The sequence below is a fragment of the Modestobacter roseus genome, assembly GCF_007994135.1.
Classification (GTDB): Bacteria; Actinomycetota; Actinomycetes; order Mycobacteriales; family Geodermatophilaceae; genus Modestobacter; species Modestobacter roseus.
In genome coordinates this window covers 4,352,529-4,370,342 of sequence record NZ_VLKF01000001.1, presented here as the reverse complement: position 1 = coordinate 4,370,342, position 17,814 = coordinate 4,352,529, and the positions used below count along the sequence as shown (strand labels likewise).

Here is a 17,814-nt window from a genome sequence, read left to right as displayed (position 1 = left end):
GGAGTTCCCGTGCGGCTCGGAACCGGCATCTTCCTGCTCGCGCTCGGCGCCGTCCTCACCTTCGCGGTGACGGCGCAGGTCAGCGGCGTCGACCTCGACGTCGTCGGCTGGATCCTGATGGCCGTCGGCGCACTGGGTGTGATCGTCGAGCTGGCCGTCTGGGCGCCGCGCCGCCGCCGCGTCGTGCGCACCGACGGCTACGAGGGCGGCCCGGTCCGCCGGTCCACCACGGAGGAGACCTACTAGGCCCGGGTCTTCCGGCGGCGCAGGCCCGCGGCGAGCAGCCGTTCGAGCAGCTCCCGGCTGCCCACCGGCTCCGCGCCGGCGGCGACCGCCTCGGCGTAGAGGTCCTCCGGGACGTCGTAGTGGTCGCCCTGGAAGGCCCGGCGCGGGATGCCGAGGTGCGCGGCGACGAAGGCGTGCAGCTCGTCGTAGTCGACGTCGCTGACCAGGTGCGACCACTTCCGCCCCCGCCACGGCCAGACCGGGGTGTCGATGAGCACGGTCACGGCGTCAGTGTGCCCCGGCTACGGTCGGGGCGTGACTGAGGAGATCCGCTGGGGCGTCGTCGGGCCGGGCCGCATCGCGGAGAAGGTGGTCGAGGACTTCGCCGTCGTCGACGGCGCGCGGGCGGTCGCGGTCGCCTCGCGGTCGCTGGACCGGGCGACCGACTTCGCCCACCGGCACGGGCTGGAGCGCGCGCACGGCTCCTACGCGGAGATCCTCGCCGACGCAGGAGTCGACGTCCTCTACGTGGCCACCCCGCACCCGCAGCACCACGCGGTCGCGCTCGGCGCGATCGCCGCGGGCAAGGCGCTGCTGGTGGAGAAGGCGTTCACCGCGACCCTCGCCGGCGCCCGCGAGGTCGTCGACGCCGCCCGGGCCGCGGACGTGTTCGTCATGGAGGCGATGTGGACCCGGTTCCAGCCGGCCGTCGTCCGCCTGCGCGAGCTGATCGCCGACGGCGCGATCGGTGAGGTGCGCTCGGTGCAGGCCGACCTCGGCGTGGCCCGCGAGTTCGATCCCGCCGACCGGCTGTTCGCCCGCGAGCTCGGCGGCGGTGCGCTGCTCGACCTCGGGGTCTACGTCGTCTCCTTCGCCCAGCACCTGCTCGGCGCGCCGGACACCGTGGCCGCCACCGGGTCGCGGTTCGAGACCGGCGTGGACGCCGAGGCGTCGCTGCTGCTCGGGTACGCCGACGGCCGCTCGGCGACACTGACCACCTCGCTGCGCAACGCGCTGCCCGGGCAGGCCCGGGTCTTCGGGACGGCGGGCTGGGTCGACGTGCTCCCCCGCTTCCACCACCCGCAGACCATCGTGCTGCACCGCGCCGGCGCGGAGCCCGAGGAGATCACCCGCCCGCAGACCGGCGCCGGCTACAGCCACGAGCTGGCCGAGGTCACCGAGTGCGTGCGCGCCGGGCGGGGCGAGAGCAGCGTGATGCCGCTGGCCGACACCCTGGCCGTGATGGACGTGCTGGAGCAGGCCGCCGGTCAGCTCGGCGTGGCCTTCGCCGAGGACCGCGCCGTCCTCTGACGCGGCTTCTCGGACGACCTCGGCGGCGGCGGGGCCGGCCAGGCCGCGCCGCTGGCCTGGTCCGTCGTCGGCACCCGCGTGTGCGTGCCCCGGCGGCCCGGACGGCGCCGGCGAAGGTGACCGCGTCGCGCGTCGCCGCACCGCCGGGGTCGTTGTTGAAGTACACGAGGACGTCGTCGGCGCCGTACGTCTCCCCCAGCCGCTGCGCCCAGGCGTGCAGCGTCTCGGGCCGGTAGTCCCAGCCGTCGCGGCCGGTGTGCAGCCGGAGGTAGCCCCATTCGGCGGTGCGCCACAGCGGGGTGATCGGCTGCTCGGCCCGGTCGGCCCAGCACAGCGCCGCCCCGTACCGCTCCAGCAGCCCGCGCACCTCGTCGGTCCACCAGCTCTCGTGCCGCGGCTCGACGGCCACCCGGGTGCCGGCGGGGAACTGGCCCAGGCACTCGTTGAGCAGGTCGACGTCGCACCTGAGGGTGGGCGGCAGCTGCAGCAGGACGGCGTCCAGCCGGTCGCCCAGGCCGGCGACCCGGTCCATCAACCGGGCGACCGGCTCGGCGGGCTCGCGCAGCCGCTTGAGGTGGGTGAGGAACCGGCTGGCCTTCACCGCCCAGCGGTAGTCGGGCGGGGTGCGTTCCCGCCAGCGCTCGAAGGTCTGCCGCTCGGGCAAGCGGTAGAAGGCGTTGTTGCTCTCGACGGTGGCGAAGTGCTCGGCGTGGTGCTCCAGCCACAGCCGCTGGGCCAGCGTGGGCGGGTAGAAGCGCCCGCGCCAGTCGCGGTACTGCCAGCCCGACGTCCCGATCACCACCGTCATCCCAGCCGCCTACCCGGCTGCTCCCCTGCCCATCCGCAGGCTCCCCCGCCCGGGTGGCGGACCAGCCGCACGAGATCTGCGATCACGGGGCATCCCGCGTCGGGAGGCCACCAGACCGCAGATCTCGTGCGGCCCGGCGGCCCTACCCTGCCCTCGTGAGCGACTCCCCCGCACGCTTCCTGGACCTCTGCCTGGACGCCCGCGACCACCAGGCCGTCGCCGACTGGTGGTGCGCGGCGATGGGCTACGTCCGCCGCGACCCCGGTGACCCGGACGTCGCCGGGCCGGTCCTCATCGTCGACCCGTCGGGCACCGGTCCACGGATCTGGGTGAACCCGGTGACCGAGGCGAAGACCGTCAAGAACCGGGTGCACCACGACGTGGTCGGCGACACCGCGGCGCTGCTGGCGCTGGGCGCGACGCTGGTGCGCCGGCGGGACGACGAGGTGCACTGGGACGTGCTCGCCGACCCCGAGGCCAACGAGTTCTGCTGCTTCACCCCGGAGCAGGAGTGACGACCTCGACGGGCCCGTGATCGACGTCGGGTAGGCCCGCGCCCGGACGCCGACAGGGGCGGCCCCGCGATGCGGGACCGCCCCTGCCGGGCAGTGCTGGTGGTGCTGTGCTCAGCTGGCGCTGAGCGGTGGACTCAGAAGTCCATGCCGCCCATGCCGCCGTCGCCACCGGGCATGGCCGGGGCGTTCTTCTCCGGCTTGTCGGCGATGACGGCCTCGGTGGTGAGGAAGAGCGCCGCGATGGAGGCGGCGTTCTGCAGCGCCGAGCGGGTGACCTTGGCCGGGTCGATGATGCCGGCGGCGACCAGGTCCACGTACTCCCCGGTGGCGGCGTTGAGGCCCCAGCCGGTCTCGGAGTTGCGGACCTTCTCCGCCACGACGCCACCCTCGAGGCCGGCGTTGACGGCGATCTGCTTCAGCGGGGCCTCGAGCGCGACGCGCACGATGTTGGCACCGGTGGCCTCGTCACCCTCGAGGTCGAGCTTCTCGAACGCGACGGTGGTGGCCTGCGCCAGGGCGACGCCACCACCGGCGACGATGCCCTCCTCGACGGCGGCCTTGGCGTTGCGCACCGCGTCCTCGATGCGGTGCTTGCGCTCCTTGAGCTCGACCTCGGTCGCGGCGCCGGCCTTGATGACGGCGACGCCACCGGCCAGCTTGGCCAGGCGCTCCTGCAGCTTCTCGCGGTCGTAGTCGGAGTCCGACTTCTCGATCTCGGCGCGGATCTGGTTGACCCGACCCTGGATCTGGTCGGCGTCGCCGGAGCCCTCGATGATCGTCGTCTCGTCCTTGGTGGTGACGACGCGACGGGCGCGGCCCAGCAGGGAGACGTCGGCGTTGTCGAGCTTGAGGCCGACCTCCTCGCTGATGACCTGACCACCGGTGAGGATGGCGATGTCGGCGAGCATGGCCTTGCGCCGGTCACCGAAGCCGGGGGCCTTGACGGCGACCGACTTGAAGGTGCCACGGATCTTGTTGACCACCAGGGTCGCCAGGGCCTCGCCCTCGACGTCCTCGGCGATGATCGCCAGCGGCTTGCCGGACTGCATGACCTTCTCCAGCAGCGGGAGCAGGTCCTTGACCGAGGAGATCTTGCCGTTGACGACCAGGATGTACGGGTCGTCGAGGACGGTCTCCATGCGGTCGGTGTCGGTGACGAAGTAGGCCGACAGGTGACCCTTGTCGAAGCGCATGCCCTCGGTGAGCTCGAGCTCGAGCCCGAAGGTGTTGCTCTCCTCGACGGTGATGACACCTTCCTTGCCGACCTTGTCCATCGCCTCGGCGATGAGCTCACCGATGGCGGTGTCGGCGGCGGAGATCGAGGCGGTGGCCGCGATCTGCTCCTTGGTCTCGACGTCCTTGGCGGTCGAGAGGAGGTACTCCGAGACCGAGGCGACGGCCTTCTCGATGCCCTTCTTCAGGGCCATCGGGTTGGCGCCGGCGGCGACGTTGCGCAGCCCCTCGCGGACGAGGGCCTGGGCGAGCACGGTGGCGGTGGTGGTGCCGTCACCCGCGACGTCGTCGGTCTTCTTCGCGACCTCCTTGACCAGCTCGGCCCCGATCTTCTCCCACGGGTCCTCGAGCTCGATCTCCTTCGCGATGCTGACACCGTCGTTGGTGATCGTGGGGGCGCCCCACTTCTTCTCCAGCACGACGTTCCGGCCACGGGGGCCGAGGGTCACCTTGACGGCGTCGGCGAGGGTGTTCATCCCTCGCTCGAGGCCGCGGCGCGCCTCTTCGTTGAACGCGATCATCTTGGCCATGTGGTGATGTCCTCCGAGCGAATCGCTGCAGGGTCCGGTCCGGTGCCCGCGACGGACGACACCAGCACGTGGACGCTCCTACGGCCCACCGCCGGTGCCTCACCGTTCCCGACCTGGTTGGCACTCGACAGGCGTGAGTGCCAATCAGGAGTCTGGCACTCGACCTGTGCGAGTGCAAGAACGGGGGTCGTCCGCGCACTGTTCCCGGGCCACCCGGGAACGAGCGAGGCCCGGTCCCCCCGTGGGGGGACCGGGCCTCGGGTGCCGGGTGGATCAGGCGCTGCGGACCGCGTCGGCCTGCGGGCCCTTCTCCCCCTGGACGACCTCGAAGGAGACCCGCTGGCCCTCGTCGAGGCTCTTGTAGCCGTCCATCTGGATCGCCGAGTAGTGGACGAAGACGTCCTGGCCGCCGTCGACGGCGATGAAGCCGAAGCCCTTCTCGGCGTTGAACCACTTCACGGTGCCTTCTGCCACGTGTGCTCCCACGTTCGTGCGTGCGGTCAACCCCCCTGCGTCCGGGGGGTCGGGTCTCGCTCTTCCGCCCGCGGACACGAACGTGGAACTCGAACCGCGCGGAACGGTACAGGACAGAAGCGTGCAGGTCACCGGTCCGTCGCACCGGCCGGAACGGCGTGTGGTAACGCTTCGGTGACGGCCCGTCTCAGGAGATGAGGCCGGCCTCGCGCAGCGACTTCAACGACGGCTGCACCCGGTGCGAGGGGCCGACCACCGGCAGCAGCGGGTCGAGGGTCTTCAGCCCCTCCCCGGTGTTGAGCACGACGGTCTCCTGCGCCGGGTCGAGCAGCCCCTGCTCCACCAGCCGGCGCAGCACCGCCGTCGTCACCCCGCCCGCGGTCTCGGCGAAGACGCCGGTGGTCCGGGCCAGGTCCCGGATGCCCTGCACGATCTCCTCGTCGCCCACCCGGCCGACCGAGCCGCCGGTGCGCCGGATGGCGTCGAGCGCGTACGGGCCGTCGGCGGGGTTGCCGATGTTCAGCGACTTGGCGATGCCGGTCGGCTTGACCGGCTTGACGACGTCCCAGCCGTTGTCGAAGGCGGTGGCGATCGGGTCGCAGCCGGCGGACTGGGCGCCGAAGACCTTCCAGCCGGTGTCCTCGACGATGCCGGCCGCGACCAGCTCCCGCCAGGCCTTGTCGACCTTGGTCAGCAGCGAACCCGACGCCATCGGGATCACGACCTGGGCCGGGATCCGCCAGCCCAGCTGCTCGGCGATCTCGTAGCCCATCGTCTTGGAGCCCTCGGCGTAGTAGGGCCGGACGTTCTGGTTGACGAAGGCGGCGTCCTCGAACTCGTCGGTCTCGGCGAGCTCGCTGGTCAGCCGGTTGACGTCGTCGTAGGAGCCGTCGACGGAGACCAGCGCCTGGCCGTAGACGGCCGACTGGACGACCTTCCCCGGCTCCAGGTCGCTGGGGATGAAGACGAACGAGGGCCAGCCCGTGCGGGCCGCGTGCGCGGCGACGGAGTTGGCCAGGTTGCCGGTGGAGGCGCAGGCGATCTTCGTGTAGCCGAAGCCCTTCGCGGCGGTGGCGGCGAGGCTGACCACGCGGTCCTTGAACGAGTGGGTGGGGTTGGCCGAGTCGTCCTTCACCCAGAGCCCACCGGTGATGCCGAGCTCGGCGGCCAGCCGGTCGGCGCGGACCAGCGGCGTCATCCCCGGGTCGAGGGTGACCCGGGACGCCGGGTCCTGCCCGACCGGCAGCAGCGCGGCGTAGCGCCAGATGTTCTGCGGGCCGGCCTCGATCTGCTCACGGGTGACCGCGGCGAGCAGGTCCTTGTCGTAGTCGACCTCGAGCGGGCCGAAGCACTCGGCACAGGCGTGCTCGGCGATCAGCCCGAACGTGGCGCCGCAGTTGCGGCAGACCAGGCCCTTGGCGGGGTTGGGGGCGATGTGCCCACCCGCCGACGAGTCGGCCTGCAGAGAGCCGGGAGCGGTCAGTGTCATGCGACGACTACCTCCTCATCTTCCCCGCGGCGGGCCGTCGAGCCGCGCGGGACGGAATTGGCACCTCCTCGCCGCGAGTGCGGCGAGCGGTTGCCGGGGCTTCATCGGGCCGTGTCCCTCTGCCCCTCTGGATGAGTGGAACGCCGGTGACTCTACCCGGGCGGCGGCGGGGACGGCGGGACCGCCAGGATGAGCCGGTGGCAGCGCGCATCGTCTACACCGACCTGGACGGCACGATGGTCGGCCCGCGGGGGTCGTTCTGGCACACCGCGGGTCGTGACCTGACCGCCTCCCCCGCCGGCGCGCTGCTGGAGCTGCACCGCGCCGGGGTCTCGCTGGTCCTCGTCTCCGGCCGGACGCAGGCCCAGCTGCTGGAGGCCGCCCGCATCTTCGCCGCCGACGGCGCCATCGCCGAGCTGGGCTCGCTGGTCAGCTGGGCCGGCGGCCGGGAGAGCCACCTCCTCGCCGGGGAGCTGCCCGCGGAGCACGCCGGCCGGACGCCGATGGACGTGCTCGCCGAGCTCGGCGTCGTCGACGCGCTGCTCGCCGAGCACCCCGGCCGGCTGGAGTGGCACGAGCCCTGGCACACCACCCACGCTGCCGACGCCCTGCTGCGCGGCCGGGTCGACACCGCCGTCGTCGACGCGTGGCTGGCCGAGCGCGGCTGGGGCTGGCTGACGATGAACGACAACGGGGCCGTGCCCGCGGCCCCGCGGATGCGGCTGGACGAGGCGGCGCTGCCGCCGCACGTCTACCACCTGATGCCCCGCGGCATCTCCAAGGGCGCGGCGATCACCTGGGACCTGGCCCGCCGCGGGCTCACCGCCGACGACGCGGTGGCCGTCGGCGACAGCGTCAGCGACCTGGAGATGGCCCCCGCCGTCGGCAGGCTGTGGGTGACGGCCAACGGGGCCGCGGTGGACGGGATGGGCGAGCGGCTGGCCGCGCTGCCCAACGTCTCGGTCACCGACGCCCCCATGGGCGAGGGCTGGGCCCAGGCGGTGCTCGCCAGCCTCTAGCTGGTGACGTCCTTGCGGGCGAAGTGGCGGAAGGCCAGCGCGGTGAAGACGGCCGACCAGACCAGCCCCTGGACGACGCCGCGGAACAGGTCACCGGAGTCGACCGGGGTCTGCAGCAGGTCGGTCCAGGCGTAGTTGAACGCGGTGGGGAACCAGTCGCGGATTGCCCCGAGCTGCTCCACCTGCTCCAGCACGGCGAAGACGATCGTGGTGAACACCGACCCACCGACCGCGGCCAGCGGGGCGTCGGTCGCCGTCGACAGCCAGAACGCCAGCGACCCGACGACCAGCAGGTGCACGGTCAGGTAGCCGAGCATCCCGGCCAGCCGTAGGTACGCCGTCCCCTGGTCCAGCGCGACCCCGATCGGGGTCTGCACGTCGCCGAAGCCGAAGGCGATCCCCCCGGCGACCACCGCCACGACGACCAGCAGCAGCATCGAGCCCACCGACAGCACCAGCGCGGCCAGCCACTTCTGGCGGAGCAGCCGCATCCGCGGGACCGGCGTCGCCAGCGCGTACCGCAGCGACCCCCAGGACGCCTCGCTGGCCACCGTGTCACCGAAGAAGAGCGCGAACACCACCACCAGGAAGAACCCGGTGGTCGCGAACAGCACGAACAGCGTCAGGTTCAGCCCGCTGGCCGAGGCGACGTCGACCAGGTTGACCCGGGTGTTCTCCGCCGCCTCCTCGGTGCCGCCCAGCTGCAGCGCGCCGATCAGGATCAGCGGCAGGGCGGCCATCAGGGCGACGACGCCCAGGGTGCGGCGGCGCTTGAACTGGCGGCGCAGCTCCACCCCGAGCCGCAGGGTGCGCCCCGGCCGGTACCCCGGCGCCGCACCCGTCGAGCTCCTCGTGTCCGTCGCGCTGCTCATGACTCCCCCACCAGTGACAGGAACGCGTCCTCCAGCCGGCGGCGCGGCGTGAGCTGGTCGACCGCGACGCCGGCCTGCACCAGCGCGGTCAGCGCGGCCGCGCGGCTGGTCGGCCCGAGGTCGACCACCAGGCCCTCGTCGGTCCGCTCGACCGGCCCGGCACCGGCCAGGCCGGCCAGCACCTCCGCGGCGCGCTCGGCGTCGGCGTCGTCGGCGAGGCCGATCAGCACCGACCCGCCGGTGCCGACGATCTCCTCGACGGTGCCCTGCACGATCTTCCGCCCCTTCGCCATGACGACGACGTGGCTGCAGGTCTGCTCGATCTCCGCCAGCAGGTGGCTGGAGACGATGACCGTGCGGCCGGTCGCGGCGTAGGAGCGCAGCACGTCGCGCATGGCGTGGATCTGCGGCGGGTCCAGCCCGTTGGTCGGCTCGTCGAGCACCAGCAGGTCGGGCAGGCCGAGCATCGCCTGGGCGATCGCCACCCGCTGGCGCATGCCCTGGCTGTAGCTGCGCACCGGCTTGTCCAGCGCGGCGCCCAGACCGGCGACCTCGATCGCCTCGTCCATGTGCGCGTCGGCCACCGGCCGGCCGGTGGCCGCCCAGTACAGGGTCAGGTTGTCGCGGCCGGACAGGTGCGGCTGCAGCCCGGTGCCCTCGACGAAGGAGCCCAGCCGGGACAGCACCGGGGCGCCGGGGCCGGCGTCGTGGCCGAACACCTCGATCCGCCCCTCGGTGGGCCGGATCAGGCCCATCAGCATCCGCAGCGAGGTGGTCTTGCCCGCGCCGTTGGGGCCCAGCAGGCCCAGCACCTGACCGCGGCGCACCTCGAAGGAGAGGTCCCGGACGGCGACGAAGCCGTCCTTGTAGGCCTTGGTCACGCCGGTGAACCGGAGCGGGACGTCCTCGCCGTCGGCGGCGGGGGTGTCCGCGCGGCGCCGGCGGCGGCCCCACAGGACCGCGACGAGCCAGCCGAGCAGGCCGAGGGCGACGACCACGCCGAGCAGCACCCACCAGCGGGCGGTGCCGGCCGTGGCCTGCACCTCCCCGGCCACCTCGGGCACCGCCAGCTCCGCGCCGTCGGCCAGGCCGACGGTGTACACCGCGGCGTCGGCCGGCAGCGCGTACCCCTGGTCGGTGGAGGAGACGACGACGCGCATCGTGTGACCGGCCTCGAACCGGTGCACGATCCCGGGCAGGGTGACCGCCACCTCCGTGGGCGTGGCCGGGTCGGTCGACACGTCGGACAGCGCGAGCGGCGAGACCAGCCCGGCGGGCAGCGTGGTGGTGCCGTCGGGGCCGACGTCGTACAGCTTGGCGAAGAGCGTGGCCTCGCCGGTGGGCGAGGAGACGGCGATGCGCACCTGGGGGGCGCCGACCACCTCGACCGCCTCGTCGAGCTCGGGGCTGGCGAAGGCGGCGAACTGACCGGGCACCTCGAGCGTGCCGCCGCTGAGCGCGGCACCGATGCCGCCCAGGCCGGGCACCGTGGTGAGCGCCGCCGGGCTGCCCCCGGCCGGGGTGACCACCGGCTGGGTGCCCCCGTCGAGCGCGACACCGAGCCGGGCGACCGGGTCGCCGTCCAGCCCGGGGTACTCGTCGGCCTCGACGACGCGGGAGCCACCCTGCACCCGGCCGACGCCGCCGCCCAGCCCGGTGGGCGCCGGGTACCGGAAGCCGACGGGGTCGACGGTGCCGTTCCGCAGGTGCGCGTCGAACCAGCCGGCCACCTGGTCGCGCAGGTCGGCGGTGACCCGGTCCGAGGCGCCGGCATCGTGGCCGCCGTCGTACCAGACCACCTGCACCGGGGTGCCGGTGGCGGCGATGCCGCGGGCGTTGGCGTCGGCCTCGCCGAGGCCGAACAGCGAGTCCTGCGTGCCCTGGATCAGCAGGGTCGGCGCGGTGATCCGGTCGAGCACGCCCGCCGGGCTGCTGCGCTCCAGGACGGCGGCGACCTCGGGCGTGAGCGTGCCGGTGCTGGCGGCGTCCTGGTAGGCCGCGCAGATCTCGGGCCGGAAGCGGCCGCAGGTGAGCGCCTGGGCGACGGCGGCCTGGTCGACGGAGGAGGGGTCGACGGAGGAGGGGTCGGCGGAGGAGGGGTCGGCGCCGGCCGGCCCACCGGCCTGCTCGCCCGGGGCCCCGTTCCCGGCGGGCGGGCCGTCACCGGTGGGTGCCTGGCCGCTGGGAGCAGAGCCCATGCCGAAGAAGAGGCCGGCCCACAGGCGCTTGAAGACGCCGGCGTCGTCGGTCCGCGGGGTGGGTGCGGGTGTGCCGGCGTCCTCGAGGATGCCCTGGTCGTCCGGGAAGAGCGCGGTGGTCAGCGAGTTCCAGGTGATCTGCGGGGCGATCGCGTCGACCCGCTGGTCGTAGGCGGCGGCCAGCAGGCTGAGCGCCCCGCCGTAGGAGGCGCCGGCCACCCCCGCCCGGGGGTCGCCGGGGCCGTCCAGGAGCACGTCGTCGCGCTCGGCCAGCCGGTCGAGGAGGGTGCTGACGTCGGCGACCTCGTACCGCGGGTCGTCCAGGCCGATCTGCCCGGTGCTGGCGCCGAACCCGCGGGCGGACCAGGCGAGCACGACGTACCCGCGGCCGGCGAGGTCGCGGGCGTCGTCGGCGACGGACTGCTTGCTGCCGCCGAAGCCGTGGGCCAGCAGCACCGCCGGCGCGGGGTCCTCGGCGGTGGCCGAGGCCGGCAGGTAGAGCGTGGTGTCCAGCTCGACGGCGTCGGCCCCGCTGCCGGAGGCGATCCGGGCGTCCTCGGTGCGCACGTCCTCCGCCGCGCGCGCGGGGCGACCGGCGCCGGCGGCCAGCACGGCGACCACCGCGCCGAGGGTCAGCAGGACGACGAGGAGAGCGGTGGGGAGGGCGGTCGCCACCGGCCGCGCGCCGGAGCGCGGGCCGGGGCGCGCCGGCCCGGGAGCGGAGCGCACGTGGGCGGCAACGCGTGAGCGGCCCGAGTGGTTCCGGCCGCCCGGGGTTTCCCCGCGGGGTGTCTCAGGGGCGCCAGTTGCCGGTGGCGACGACGACCAGGCCGGGCGCCGGCTGACCGGGGACCTCGAAGAAGCGCGCGGCCGGGCCGGTGAGCTCGGGGAACTGCTCGATGAGCTGGCTGGCCGCCTCCTCCTGCACCGGGTCACCGGCGGTGAAGTAGACGGTGCTCGCGGCGATGTCCGAGCCCGGGTAGGCGTCGGTGCCGATGACCTCCCAGCCGCCGCCGGAGAACTGCTCGCCGAGGTCGCCGGCCAGGCCGTTGATGTTCGTGCTGTTGAGCACGGTGATCGGGGCGCGCACCGGCCCGGGCGGGGCCACGGGCGAGGTGACGACCTCCTGCGCCGGCGTCGTCTCCGGCGTCGCGGACGCGCTGGTGGGGGGCGCGGAACTGGGCGCCGGCGACTGTGCGGACGTCTCCCGGGTCTCCGGTGAGGTGAAGGACCAGACCCCGAGGACGGTGAGCGCGACCAGGACGACGGCGAGCGCGCCCATCGCCATGTGCCGGGGCAGCCGGCGAGCGGCGCCGCCGGTCCTGTCGGAGCTCGTCTCGACCGGGACCCGGGTCGCGCCGGCGACCTTCTCGGCCTTGCGGCGCGCGGCGTCGGCGGCCTGGCGTTCGGCGCGCTGGGCCGCCCGCCCGCCGGAGGTGCCCGTGACCTCGGGTACGGGCACGGAGGCCCCGGTCTCCTCCAGCGCCTCACGGCGCCGGCGGGACTCGGTGAGCCGGTCCATCCCGGCCGGCTCGGGCTCGGGTGCCCGGCGCGCGGGTGCAGCGGGCGCGCCGGCCGGCCCGGCGGGTGCCGGGGCCGCCGTCGGGGCCATCGCCGGGGGCGCCGCTGCGGACGTCGCGCCCCAGGCGGAACCGGCCGGCGCGGCGCCGGAGACCCGCTGGGTGACGTCCTGGGCCGGCGGCCCGGCCGCGGGCCGGCGGGAGGGCCGGCCGGCGTCGACCCGCTGGGTGGCGTCGGCGGGCGCGGGGGCTGCCGCGGGTCGGCCCGAGGGTGCACCCTCGTCCACCCGCGGGGTGGCGTCCGCCGGGACCGGCGCGGACGCCCGGCCGGAGGCGGCGGGCGGCGGGGCAGCGACCTGAGTGGTGGCGGGTGCAGGCGCCTCACGGCGGGTGGGCGGGACGCCCGGGCGGCCGGCGACCACGGGGGCACCACCGACCGCGGTGGCCGGTCCGGTCTGGACCGACGGGATGGCGTCGCTGCGCCGTCGACCGGTGGCCACCGGCGCCGCGGGGGCCGGGCGGGCCGGCGGGCGCCGCACCGCGGTCTCCTCGGCCGAGGGCAGCTGCCCCTCGCGGCGTCGCTCGGCCCGGCTCTGCCGGGGCATGGTCATGGCACCGTCGGTGCTCGGCACCGACTGATCGCCCGGTCCGCGCCGGGCGTCGAACCGGGCGGGGCCGTCGGGGCGTTCAGCGGAGTCGCGTCGCGCGTCGGCGCGACGGCGACTCAGGGCGACATCGGTCTCCGGTTGGTTGCCGTGACCGCCTGGCGCCGCATGCCTCCCCACAGTGAACGAGGCTAGACGGCTCAGCCCTCGGTGCCCAGGACATCGCCGTGACGGGCGCGCTGTCGCACCGCACGCATCCTGCGCAACCGGCGTACCAGGAGCGGATCGGCGGCCAGCGCCTCCGGACGGTCGACCAGCGCGTTGAGCACCTGGTAGTACCGGGTCGCCGAGAGGCCGAACTGCTCGCGGATGGCGGCCTCCTTCGCCCCGGCGTAGCGCCACCAGTGCCGCTCGAAGGCCAGCACCTCGCGGTCCCGCTCGGTCAGACCGGACGCCCCCGCTCCCGCACCCGCCCGGGCGTCGACCTCGGTGGGTGCCGGGGGGACGGCGGACGCGGTCTCGGTGCTCATCGGTGCAGCCTCCGGGGAGTCGGGCGCCCGGAGGCGCCGGTGGTCGATCGACGTCGACGCTAGCGCCGGGCACCGACAGTTCCGCGGAGCCCACGGCGCGCGCCGGGAGGTGCCGGCGCGTCCGGTCAGAGGCCGGCGGGCATCGGCTCGGCGGACGTGCGCCGCGCCGCGCGGGCGGCCCGCAGGGTGTCCGCGGAGAAGACGGCCAGCGCCACCCAGACGACGGCGAACCCGGCCAACCGGGCCGGCGGCATCGGCTCGGCGTAGACGAAGACGCCGATCGACAGCTGCATGAGCGGGGTGACGTACTGCAGCAGGCCGACCGTCGACAGCGGCACCCGCCGGGTCGCGGCGGCGAACAGCAGCAGCGGGACGGCGGTGGCCAGCCCGGAGCTCACCAGCAGGAGGGCGTGGCCGGCCCCGGCGTGGCCGAAGGCGGCCTGCCCGTCGGACTCCAGGAAGCCCATCACCGCCAGCGCCGGGAGGAACACCACGGCCGTCTCGACGAACAGCCCGGGCGCCGCCTCGACCCGCACCACCTTCTTCATCAGGCCGTAGAGACCGAAGCTGGCCGCCAGCGCCAGCGCGATCCACGGCGGGTGCCCGTAGTCGACGGTGAGCACCACCACCGCCACCACGGCGATGCCGACGGCGACCCACTGCAGCCGGCGCAGCCGCTCCCGGAAGACCAGCACCCCCAGCACGACGCTGACCAGCGGGTTGATGAAGTAGCCCAGCGACGCCTCGACCACGTGCCCGGAGTTGACGGCGTAGACGTACACCAGCCAGTTGACCGCGATCAGCAGCGCGGCGACGGCCAGCACCAGCAGGGCCCGCCGGTCGCCGACGACGCGCCGCACCTGCCCCCAGCCGCGGCGCACGCTCAGCAGCAGGCCGATGAACAACAGCGACCAGGCGACCCGGTGGGCGACGATCTCCAGCCCGCCGGCGGGTTCCAGCAGCGGGAAGTACAGCGGGAAGACGCCCCACAGGCAGTAGGCGCCGAGGCCGGCGAGCACACCGACCCGGCGTTCGTCCACCGGCGCACCGTACGCCGGGGCCGCCGCGAGCCCGCCCGCGGCGCGATCAGGACCCGCTGCCCACCCGTGGGTGGACGGTGCTCACACCCGCACCACCCGGGGTCCGGCGGCGGCGAGCTCCGCGGCGGTGCGCTCGTCGAGGCCGGTGTCGGTGATCAGCAGGTCGACGTCCTCGAGGTCGCCGAAGCGGGCGAGGTGGTCGTGGCCGACCTTGCTGTGGTCGGCGAGCAGCACGACCCGGCGGGCGGCGGAGATCATCGCCGCCTTCACCGCGGCCTCGGTGGGGTCGGGCGTGGTCAGGCCGCGCTCGACCGAGACGCCGTTGGTGGCCAGCAGGCAGACGTCGACGTAGAGGCCGGCCAGCGCCTGCTGCGCCCACGCGTCGACCGACGCGAGGGTGCGGCTGCGCACCCGCCCGCCGATGAGCAGGACGTTCAGGTTGGGGTAGGCGGCCAGCTTGCCGGCCAGCTGCAGCGCGTTGGTGACGATGGTCAGCTCGCGGTCACCGGGCATCAGGTCGGCCACCCGGGCGGTGGTGGTGCCGGCGTCGATGAGGACCGCGCCGTCCTCGGGGATCTCGGCGATGGCCGCCTTGGCGATCCGCTCCTTCTCCGCGGTGAGGACGACGTCGCGGGCGGCGACCGCTGGTTCGAAGCCCAGCCGTTCCACCGGGATCGCGCCGCCGTGCACGCGCCGGAGGACGCCGCCCCGTTCGAGCGCGGTGAGGTCCTTGCGGATCGTCTCGGGGGCGACGTCGAGCTGCACGGCCAGCTCGGCGACCTCGACGCGGCCGATCGTGCGCGCCGCCCGCAGGATGTGCTCCTGCCGCTCCTGGGCGTACATCGCGACCTCCCTCACCCGGCGCTTGTGCGCAGATCGTGCCTACGGCCCCATGCGGGTCGAGTCAAGCTCACTCGGAACCCGAACGGGCACGCCTCCCGGTTCCGGTACCGCGGCGCCCGGGTCGTCCCCGAGCCGGGTCCGGCCTACCGTGGGCGCGTGCCCGCGGGACGCCCGAACCCAGCCCAGTGGCTCTGGTACGCCTACGGCGGCGGGCTCCCGCCGCACCTGTCCGACTGGGTGCTGGCCGACACCACCGGGCCCGGCTGGGTGGTCCGCCACCTGGTCCGGGCCCTGGTCCAGCTCGCGCCGGTGCTCGTGCTGTGCCTGATCGTGCCGCCCGTGCCCCTGGGCATCCGGGTCACCGCCGCGGTCGGCGGGCTGGTGATCGGGGGCATGTTCGCCGTCGCCTACATGACCGAGACGACCGAGCACCGGGCGGTCAAGGCCGGGTGGGCGCCGGGCACGACGGCGCGGGTGCGCGGTGAGCGGGTCGAGCGGGAGCGGGTCGAACGCCGGGCCCGCTACCGGTCCGGTGGCGCCGGCAGCTTCGACTGAGCGAGGACCCCACGACCGGCCCGGGGAGGATGTCCGGCGTGCACTCCTGCTTCTCCCGCCGCGCCCTCTTCGTCGCCGGCGGCGCTGGTCTCGGCGCCGCCGCGCTGACCGCCTGCGCCGGCCCGGGAGTCCCCGAGGTCGCCGGCGCCGCCGCGGGCAGCCGGCTGGTGGCGCTCGGCGAGGTGCCGGTCGGCGGCAGCTACGAGCTGTCGGTGGACGGGCAGCGGGTGGTGCTGAGCCGGCCGGCGGACGACGTCGTCGTCGCCTTCGACGCGGCCTGCACGCACCAGGGCTGCGCCGTCCGGCCGGCCGAGGGCGACCGGCTGGCCTGCCCCTGCCACGGCTCGGAGTTCGACCCGTTCACCGGGGAGGCGCTGGCCGGGCCGGCCACCGAGCCGCTCGCCCCGGTGGCGGTGCGGGTGTCCGGCGAGGACGTCGTCCTGGGCTGAGCGGCGGCCCGCGCCCGGACCTCAGTCCTCGACGCGGAAGCCGATCTTCATGGTCACCTGGAAGTAGGCGACGTCGCCGTCGACGACCTGGCCGCGGATCTCCTGGGTCTGGAACCACTCGATGTGGCGCACCGTCTCGGCGGCCTTCCGCACCGCGGTGCGGATGGCGTCGTCGACGCTGGTGGTGGAGCTGCCGACGATCTCGCTCAGCCGGTACACGTGGTCGCTCACGACGGACTCCTCGCGGGGTGCTGCCCGGGTGGCAGCGGTCGCACCGACCCTGGCACGCGGACGGGCGCCCCGCGAGCGGGAGGGGAGCCCCATGTCCGGATTGAACGGACGACCTTCCGCTTACAAGGCGGGTGCTCTACCACTGAGCTAATGGGGCGAGGCAGGCGTCGCCGCGGGGCGAGGCCGGCGTCGAGGTTACCGGCCACCCCTGCTCCCCCGGGCACCCGCGCTGCCGGTCCGGCCGGGCCGGGGAGAGGATCGGGCCATGACGAACCCGGTGGTGGCGGTCCTCGGTACGGGCGTGATGGGCGCGGGGATGGTGCAGTCGCTGCGCCGGGCGGAGGTGCCGGTGCGCATGTGGAACCGGAACGGGGACAAGGCCCGGGCGCTGACCGGCACCGGCGCGCAGGCCTTCGACTCCCCCGCCGAGGCGGTCGCCGGGGCCGACGTCGTGCTCACCATGCTCTTCGACGCCGACGCGGCGATCGAGGTGGTCCGGCAGGCCCAGGCGCCGGCCGGCACGGTCTGGCTGCAGTGCTCCACGGTGGGCGTCGCGGGCGCCGACCGGATCGCCGAGGTCGCCGAGGAGCTCGGGCTGGTGCTCGTCGACTGCCCGGTGCTGGGCACCCGGCAGCCCGCCGAGCAGGGCCAGCTGGTCATGCTCGCCTCGGGCCCGGACGAGCAGCGGGAGCCGCTGGCCCCGCTGCTGGACGCGATGGGGCGCAGGACCGTGTGGGCGGGCGAGGCCGGTGCGGGCAGTCGGCTGAAGATGGCCTGCAACGCCTGGCTGGTGTCCATCAGCGTCGGCACCGCCCAGTCGGTCGCGCTGGCCCGCGGGCTCGGCGTCGACCCGCAGCTGTTCCTCGACGCCGTCGACGGCGGCCCGATGGACACCCCGTACGCGAAGCTCAAGGCCGGCAACATGCTCGCCGGTGAGCACCCGGTCAGCTTCGGGCTGACCGGCGCCACCAAGGACGCGCGGCTGATCCGCTCGGCGCTGCAGCTGGCGGGCGTCCCCGACCTGTTCGACGCCGCGGCGGTGGCGGTCATGGAGCGGGCGATCGAGCGGCTGCCCGACCCCGGCGCGGTCGACCTCAGCGCGCTGATCGAGGGGTTCGCGCCGGACGGCGACTGACCGGGGCCCTCAGGCCGCGTCGGAGCCGGCGGCCGGGTCGCCGGAGACGTAGACCGCCGGGTCGCTGTCGGCGGTCGCCCCCTCGGCCAGCCAGCGGGCGAACCCGGCCGGGTCGCGGCGCTCCAGCTCGTCCAGCGCCTCCTGCCGGCGCCGGACCAGCTCCTGCCGGGCGCGCGGCTCGCGCACCTGCCCCAGGGCCGCGGAGGTACGCACCCACTCCCGGCCCAGCTCC

General features: G+C 74.8%; 19 protein-coding genes, 1 tRNA gene, 1 pseudogene and 1 riboswitch. Of the genes and pseudogenes, 7 read left to right on the top strand and 14 right to left on the bottom strand.

All coding sequences use genetic code 11. The annotated features are described in order from the left end of the window. Positions 1-9 precede the first annotated feature (9 nt). Positions 10-246 carry a DUF6458 family protein gene (locus JD78_RS20935; RefSeq protein ID WP_153362477.1) on the top strand — a complete coding sequence of 79 codons (237 nt, stop codon included), beginning with the start codon at positions 10-12 and terminating at the stop codon, positions 244-246. Here the strand turns inward: JD78_RS20935 and JD78_RS20930 are convergent. After that, positions 243-509: a DUF4031 domain-containing protein gene (locus tag JD78_RS20930; RefSeq protein ID WP_153362478.1), complete on the bottom strand. Its 267-nt coding sequence runs from the start codon at positions 507-509 to the stop codon at positions 243-245. The two genes, JD78_RS20935 and JD78_RS20930, sit on opposite strands and share 4 nt — an antisense overlap. A gap of 31 nt (positions 510-540) precedes the next feature. Between JD78_RS20930 and JD78_RS20925 the strand changes: the two genes are divergently transcribed. After that, complete coding sequence (locus tag JD78_RS20925) at positions 541-1,536, top strand: Gfo/Idh/MocA family protein (protein ID WP_153362479.1); 996 nt, start codon at positions 541-543, stop codon at positions 1,534-1,536. 169 nt (positions 1,537-1,705) lie between these two features. Here the strand turns inward: JD78_RS20925 and JD78_RS20920 are convergent. Further along, positions 1,706-2,344: pseudogene (locus JD78_RS20920) on the bottom strand (DUF72 domain-containing protein); the annotation flags it as partial. Positions 2,345-2,499: 155 nt separating this feature from the next. Between JD78_RS20920 and JD78_RS20915 the strand changes: the two are divergent. Beyond that, entirely contained in the window at positions 2,500-2,859 is a 360-nt protein-coding gene (locus JD78_RS20915; RefSeq protein ID WP_153362778.1) for a VOC family protein, read from the top strand. Positions 2,860-2,993: 134 nt separating this feature from the next. Here JD78_RS20915 and groL read toward each other — a convergent pair whose 3' ends face one another. The 3 genes from groL to thrC all read right to left on the bottom strand — a co-directional run bounded on the left by groL (position 2,994) and on the right by thrC (position 6,585). Next, complete coding sequence (gene groL, locus JD78_RS20910) at positions 2,994-4,622, bottom strand: chaperonin GroEL (protein WP_153362422.1); 1,629 nt, start codon at positions 4,620-4,622, stop codon at positions 2,994-2,996. Positions 4,623-4,895: 273 nt separating this feature from the next. Next, positions 4,896-5,096 (bottom strand): cold-shock protein, encoded by a 201-nt coding sequence (locus JD78_RS20905; protein ID WP_153362423.1) that lies wholly within the window; start codon positions 5,094-5,096, stop codon positions 4,896-4,898. Between the two features lie 187 nt (positions 5,097-5,283). Further along, positions 5,284-6,585 carry a threonine synthase gene (gene thrC / locus JD78_RS20900; RefSeq protein ID WP_166521380.1) on the bottom strand — a complete coding sequence of 434 codons (1,302 nt, stop codon included), beginning with the start codon at positions 6,583-6,585 and terminating at the stop codon, positions 5,284-5,286. 12 nt (positions 6,586-6,597) lie between these two features. Then, a riboswitch (SAM riboswitch) is annotated at positions 6,598-6,723 on the bottom strand. Between the two features lie 59 nt (positions 6,724-6,782). Here thrC and JD78_RS20895 point away from each other — a divergent pair. Then, positions 6,783-7,604 carry an HAD family hydrolase gene (locus JD78_RS20895; RefSeq protein WP_166521379.1) on the top strand — a complete coding sequence of 274 codons (822 nt, stop codon included), beginning with the start codon at positions 6,783-6,785 and terminating at the stop codon, positions 7,602-7,604. Here JD78_RS20895 and JD78_RS20890 read toward each other — a convergent pair. The 6 genes from JD78_RS20890 to JD78_RS20865 form a co-directional block, all read right to left on the bottom strand. Further along, positions 7,601-8,476, bottom strand: a complete 876-nt coding sequence (locus JD78_RS20890) for an ABC transporter permease (RefSeq protein ID WP_153362424.1) — start codon at positions 8,474-8,476, stop codon at positions 7,601-7,603. The two genes, JD78_RS20895 and JD78_RS20890, sit on opposite strands and share 4 nt — an antisense overlap. Beyond that, positions 8,473-11,349: an alpha/beta fold hydrolase gene (locus tag JD78_RS20885; protein ID WP_243731101.1), complete on the bottom strand. Its 2,877-nt coding sequence runs from the start codon at positions 11,347-11,349 to the stop codon at positions 8,473-8,475. The genes JD78_RS20890 and JD78_RS20885 overlap by 4 nt, the downstream gene beginning before the upstream one ends. Positions 11,350-11,467: 118 nt before the next feature. Then, a complete protein-coding gene (locus JD78_RS20880) occupies positions 11,468-12,805 on the bottom strand; it encodes a LytR C-terminal domain-containing protein (protein ID WP_166521377.1) in 1,338 nt (445 codons plus the stop codon). Between the two features lie 194 nt (positions 12,806-12,999). Then, positions 13,000-13,329 carry a DUF3263 domain-containing protein gene (locus tag JD78_RS20875; RefSeq protein ID WP_153362311.1) on the bottom strand — a complete coding sequence of 110 codons (330 nt, stop codon included), beginning with the start codon at positions 13,327-13,329 and terminating at the stop codon, positions 13,000-13,002. Positions 13,330-13,454: 125 nt separating this feature from the next. Further along, the gene (gene rarD / locus JD78_RS20870) at positions 13,455-14,369 is read right to left on the bottom strand and encodes an EamA family transporter RarD (RefSeq protein WP_153362312.1); all 915 of its coding nucleotides are present in this window, start codon (positions 14,367-14,369) and stop codon (positions 13,455-13,457) included. Between the two features lie 81 nt (positions 14,370-14,450). After that, entirely contained in the window at positions 14,451-15,227 is a 777-nt protein-coding gene (locus JD78_RS20865; protein ID WP_243731100.1) for a DeoR/GlpR family DNA-binding transcription regulator, read from the bottom strand. A 141-nt stretch (positions 15,228-15,368) separates the two neighbouring features. Between JD78_RS20865 and JD78_RS20860 the strand changes: the two genes are divergently transcribed. Both JD78_RS20860 and JD78_RS20855 read left to right on the top strand, forming a co-directional pair. Continuing rightward, positions 15,369-15,767, top strand: coding sequence for a DUF5313 family protein (locus tag JD78_RS20860; RefSeq protein WP_166521376.1), 399 nt, complete (start codon positions 15,369-15,371; stop codon positions 15,765-15,767). Positions 15,768-15,805: 38 nt separating this feature from the next. Further along, the gene (locus tag JD78_RS20855; protein WP_208104173.1) at positions 15,806-16,216 is read left to right on the top strand and encodes a Rieske (2Fe-2S) protein; all 411 of its coding nucleotides are present in this window, start codon (positions 15,806-15,808) and stop codon (positions 16,214-16,216) included. A gap of 21 nt (positions 16,217-16,237) precedes the next feature. Here JD78_RS20855 and JD78_RS20850 read toward each other — a convergent pair whose 3' ends face one another. Next, positions 16,238-16,447 (bottom strand): dodecin, encoded by a 210-nt coding sequence (locus JD78_RS20850; RefSeq protein ID WP_153362314.1) that lies wholly within the window; start codon positions 16,445-16,447, stop codon positions 16,238-16,240. An 85-nt stretch (positions 16,448-16,532) separates the two neighbouring features. Then, positions 16,533-16,604, bottom strand: a tRNA-Thr gene (locus JD78_RS20845). 108 nt (positions 16,605-16,712) lie between these two features. Between JD78_RS20845 and JD78_RS20840 the strand changes: the two genes are divergently transcribed. Beyond that, positions 16,713-17,582 (top strand): NAD(P)-dependent oxidoreductase, encoded by an 870-nt coding sequence (locus JD78_RS20840; protein WP_153362315.1) that lies wholly within the window; start codon positions 16,713-16,715, stop codon positions 17,580-17,582. A 9-nt stretch (positions 17,583-17,591) separates the two neighbouring features. On the opposite strand, the gene JD78_RS20835 is transcribed toward JD78_RS20840, so the two are convergent. Further along, complete coding sequence (locus JD78_RS20835) at positions 17,592-17,795, bottom strand: hypothetical protein (protein WP_166521375.1); 204 nt, start codon at positions 17,793-17,795, stop codon at positions 17,592-17,594. Between the last annotated feature and the right edge of the window lie 19 nt (positions 17,796-17,814).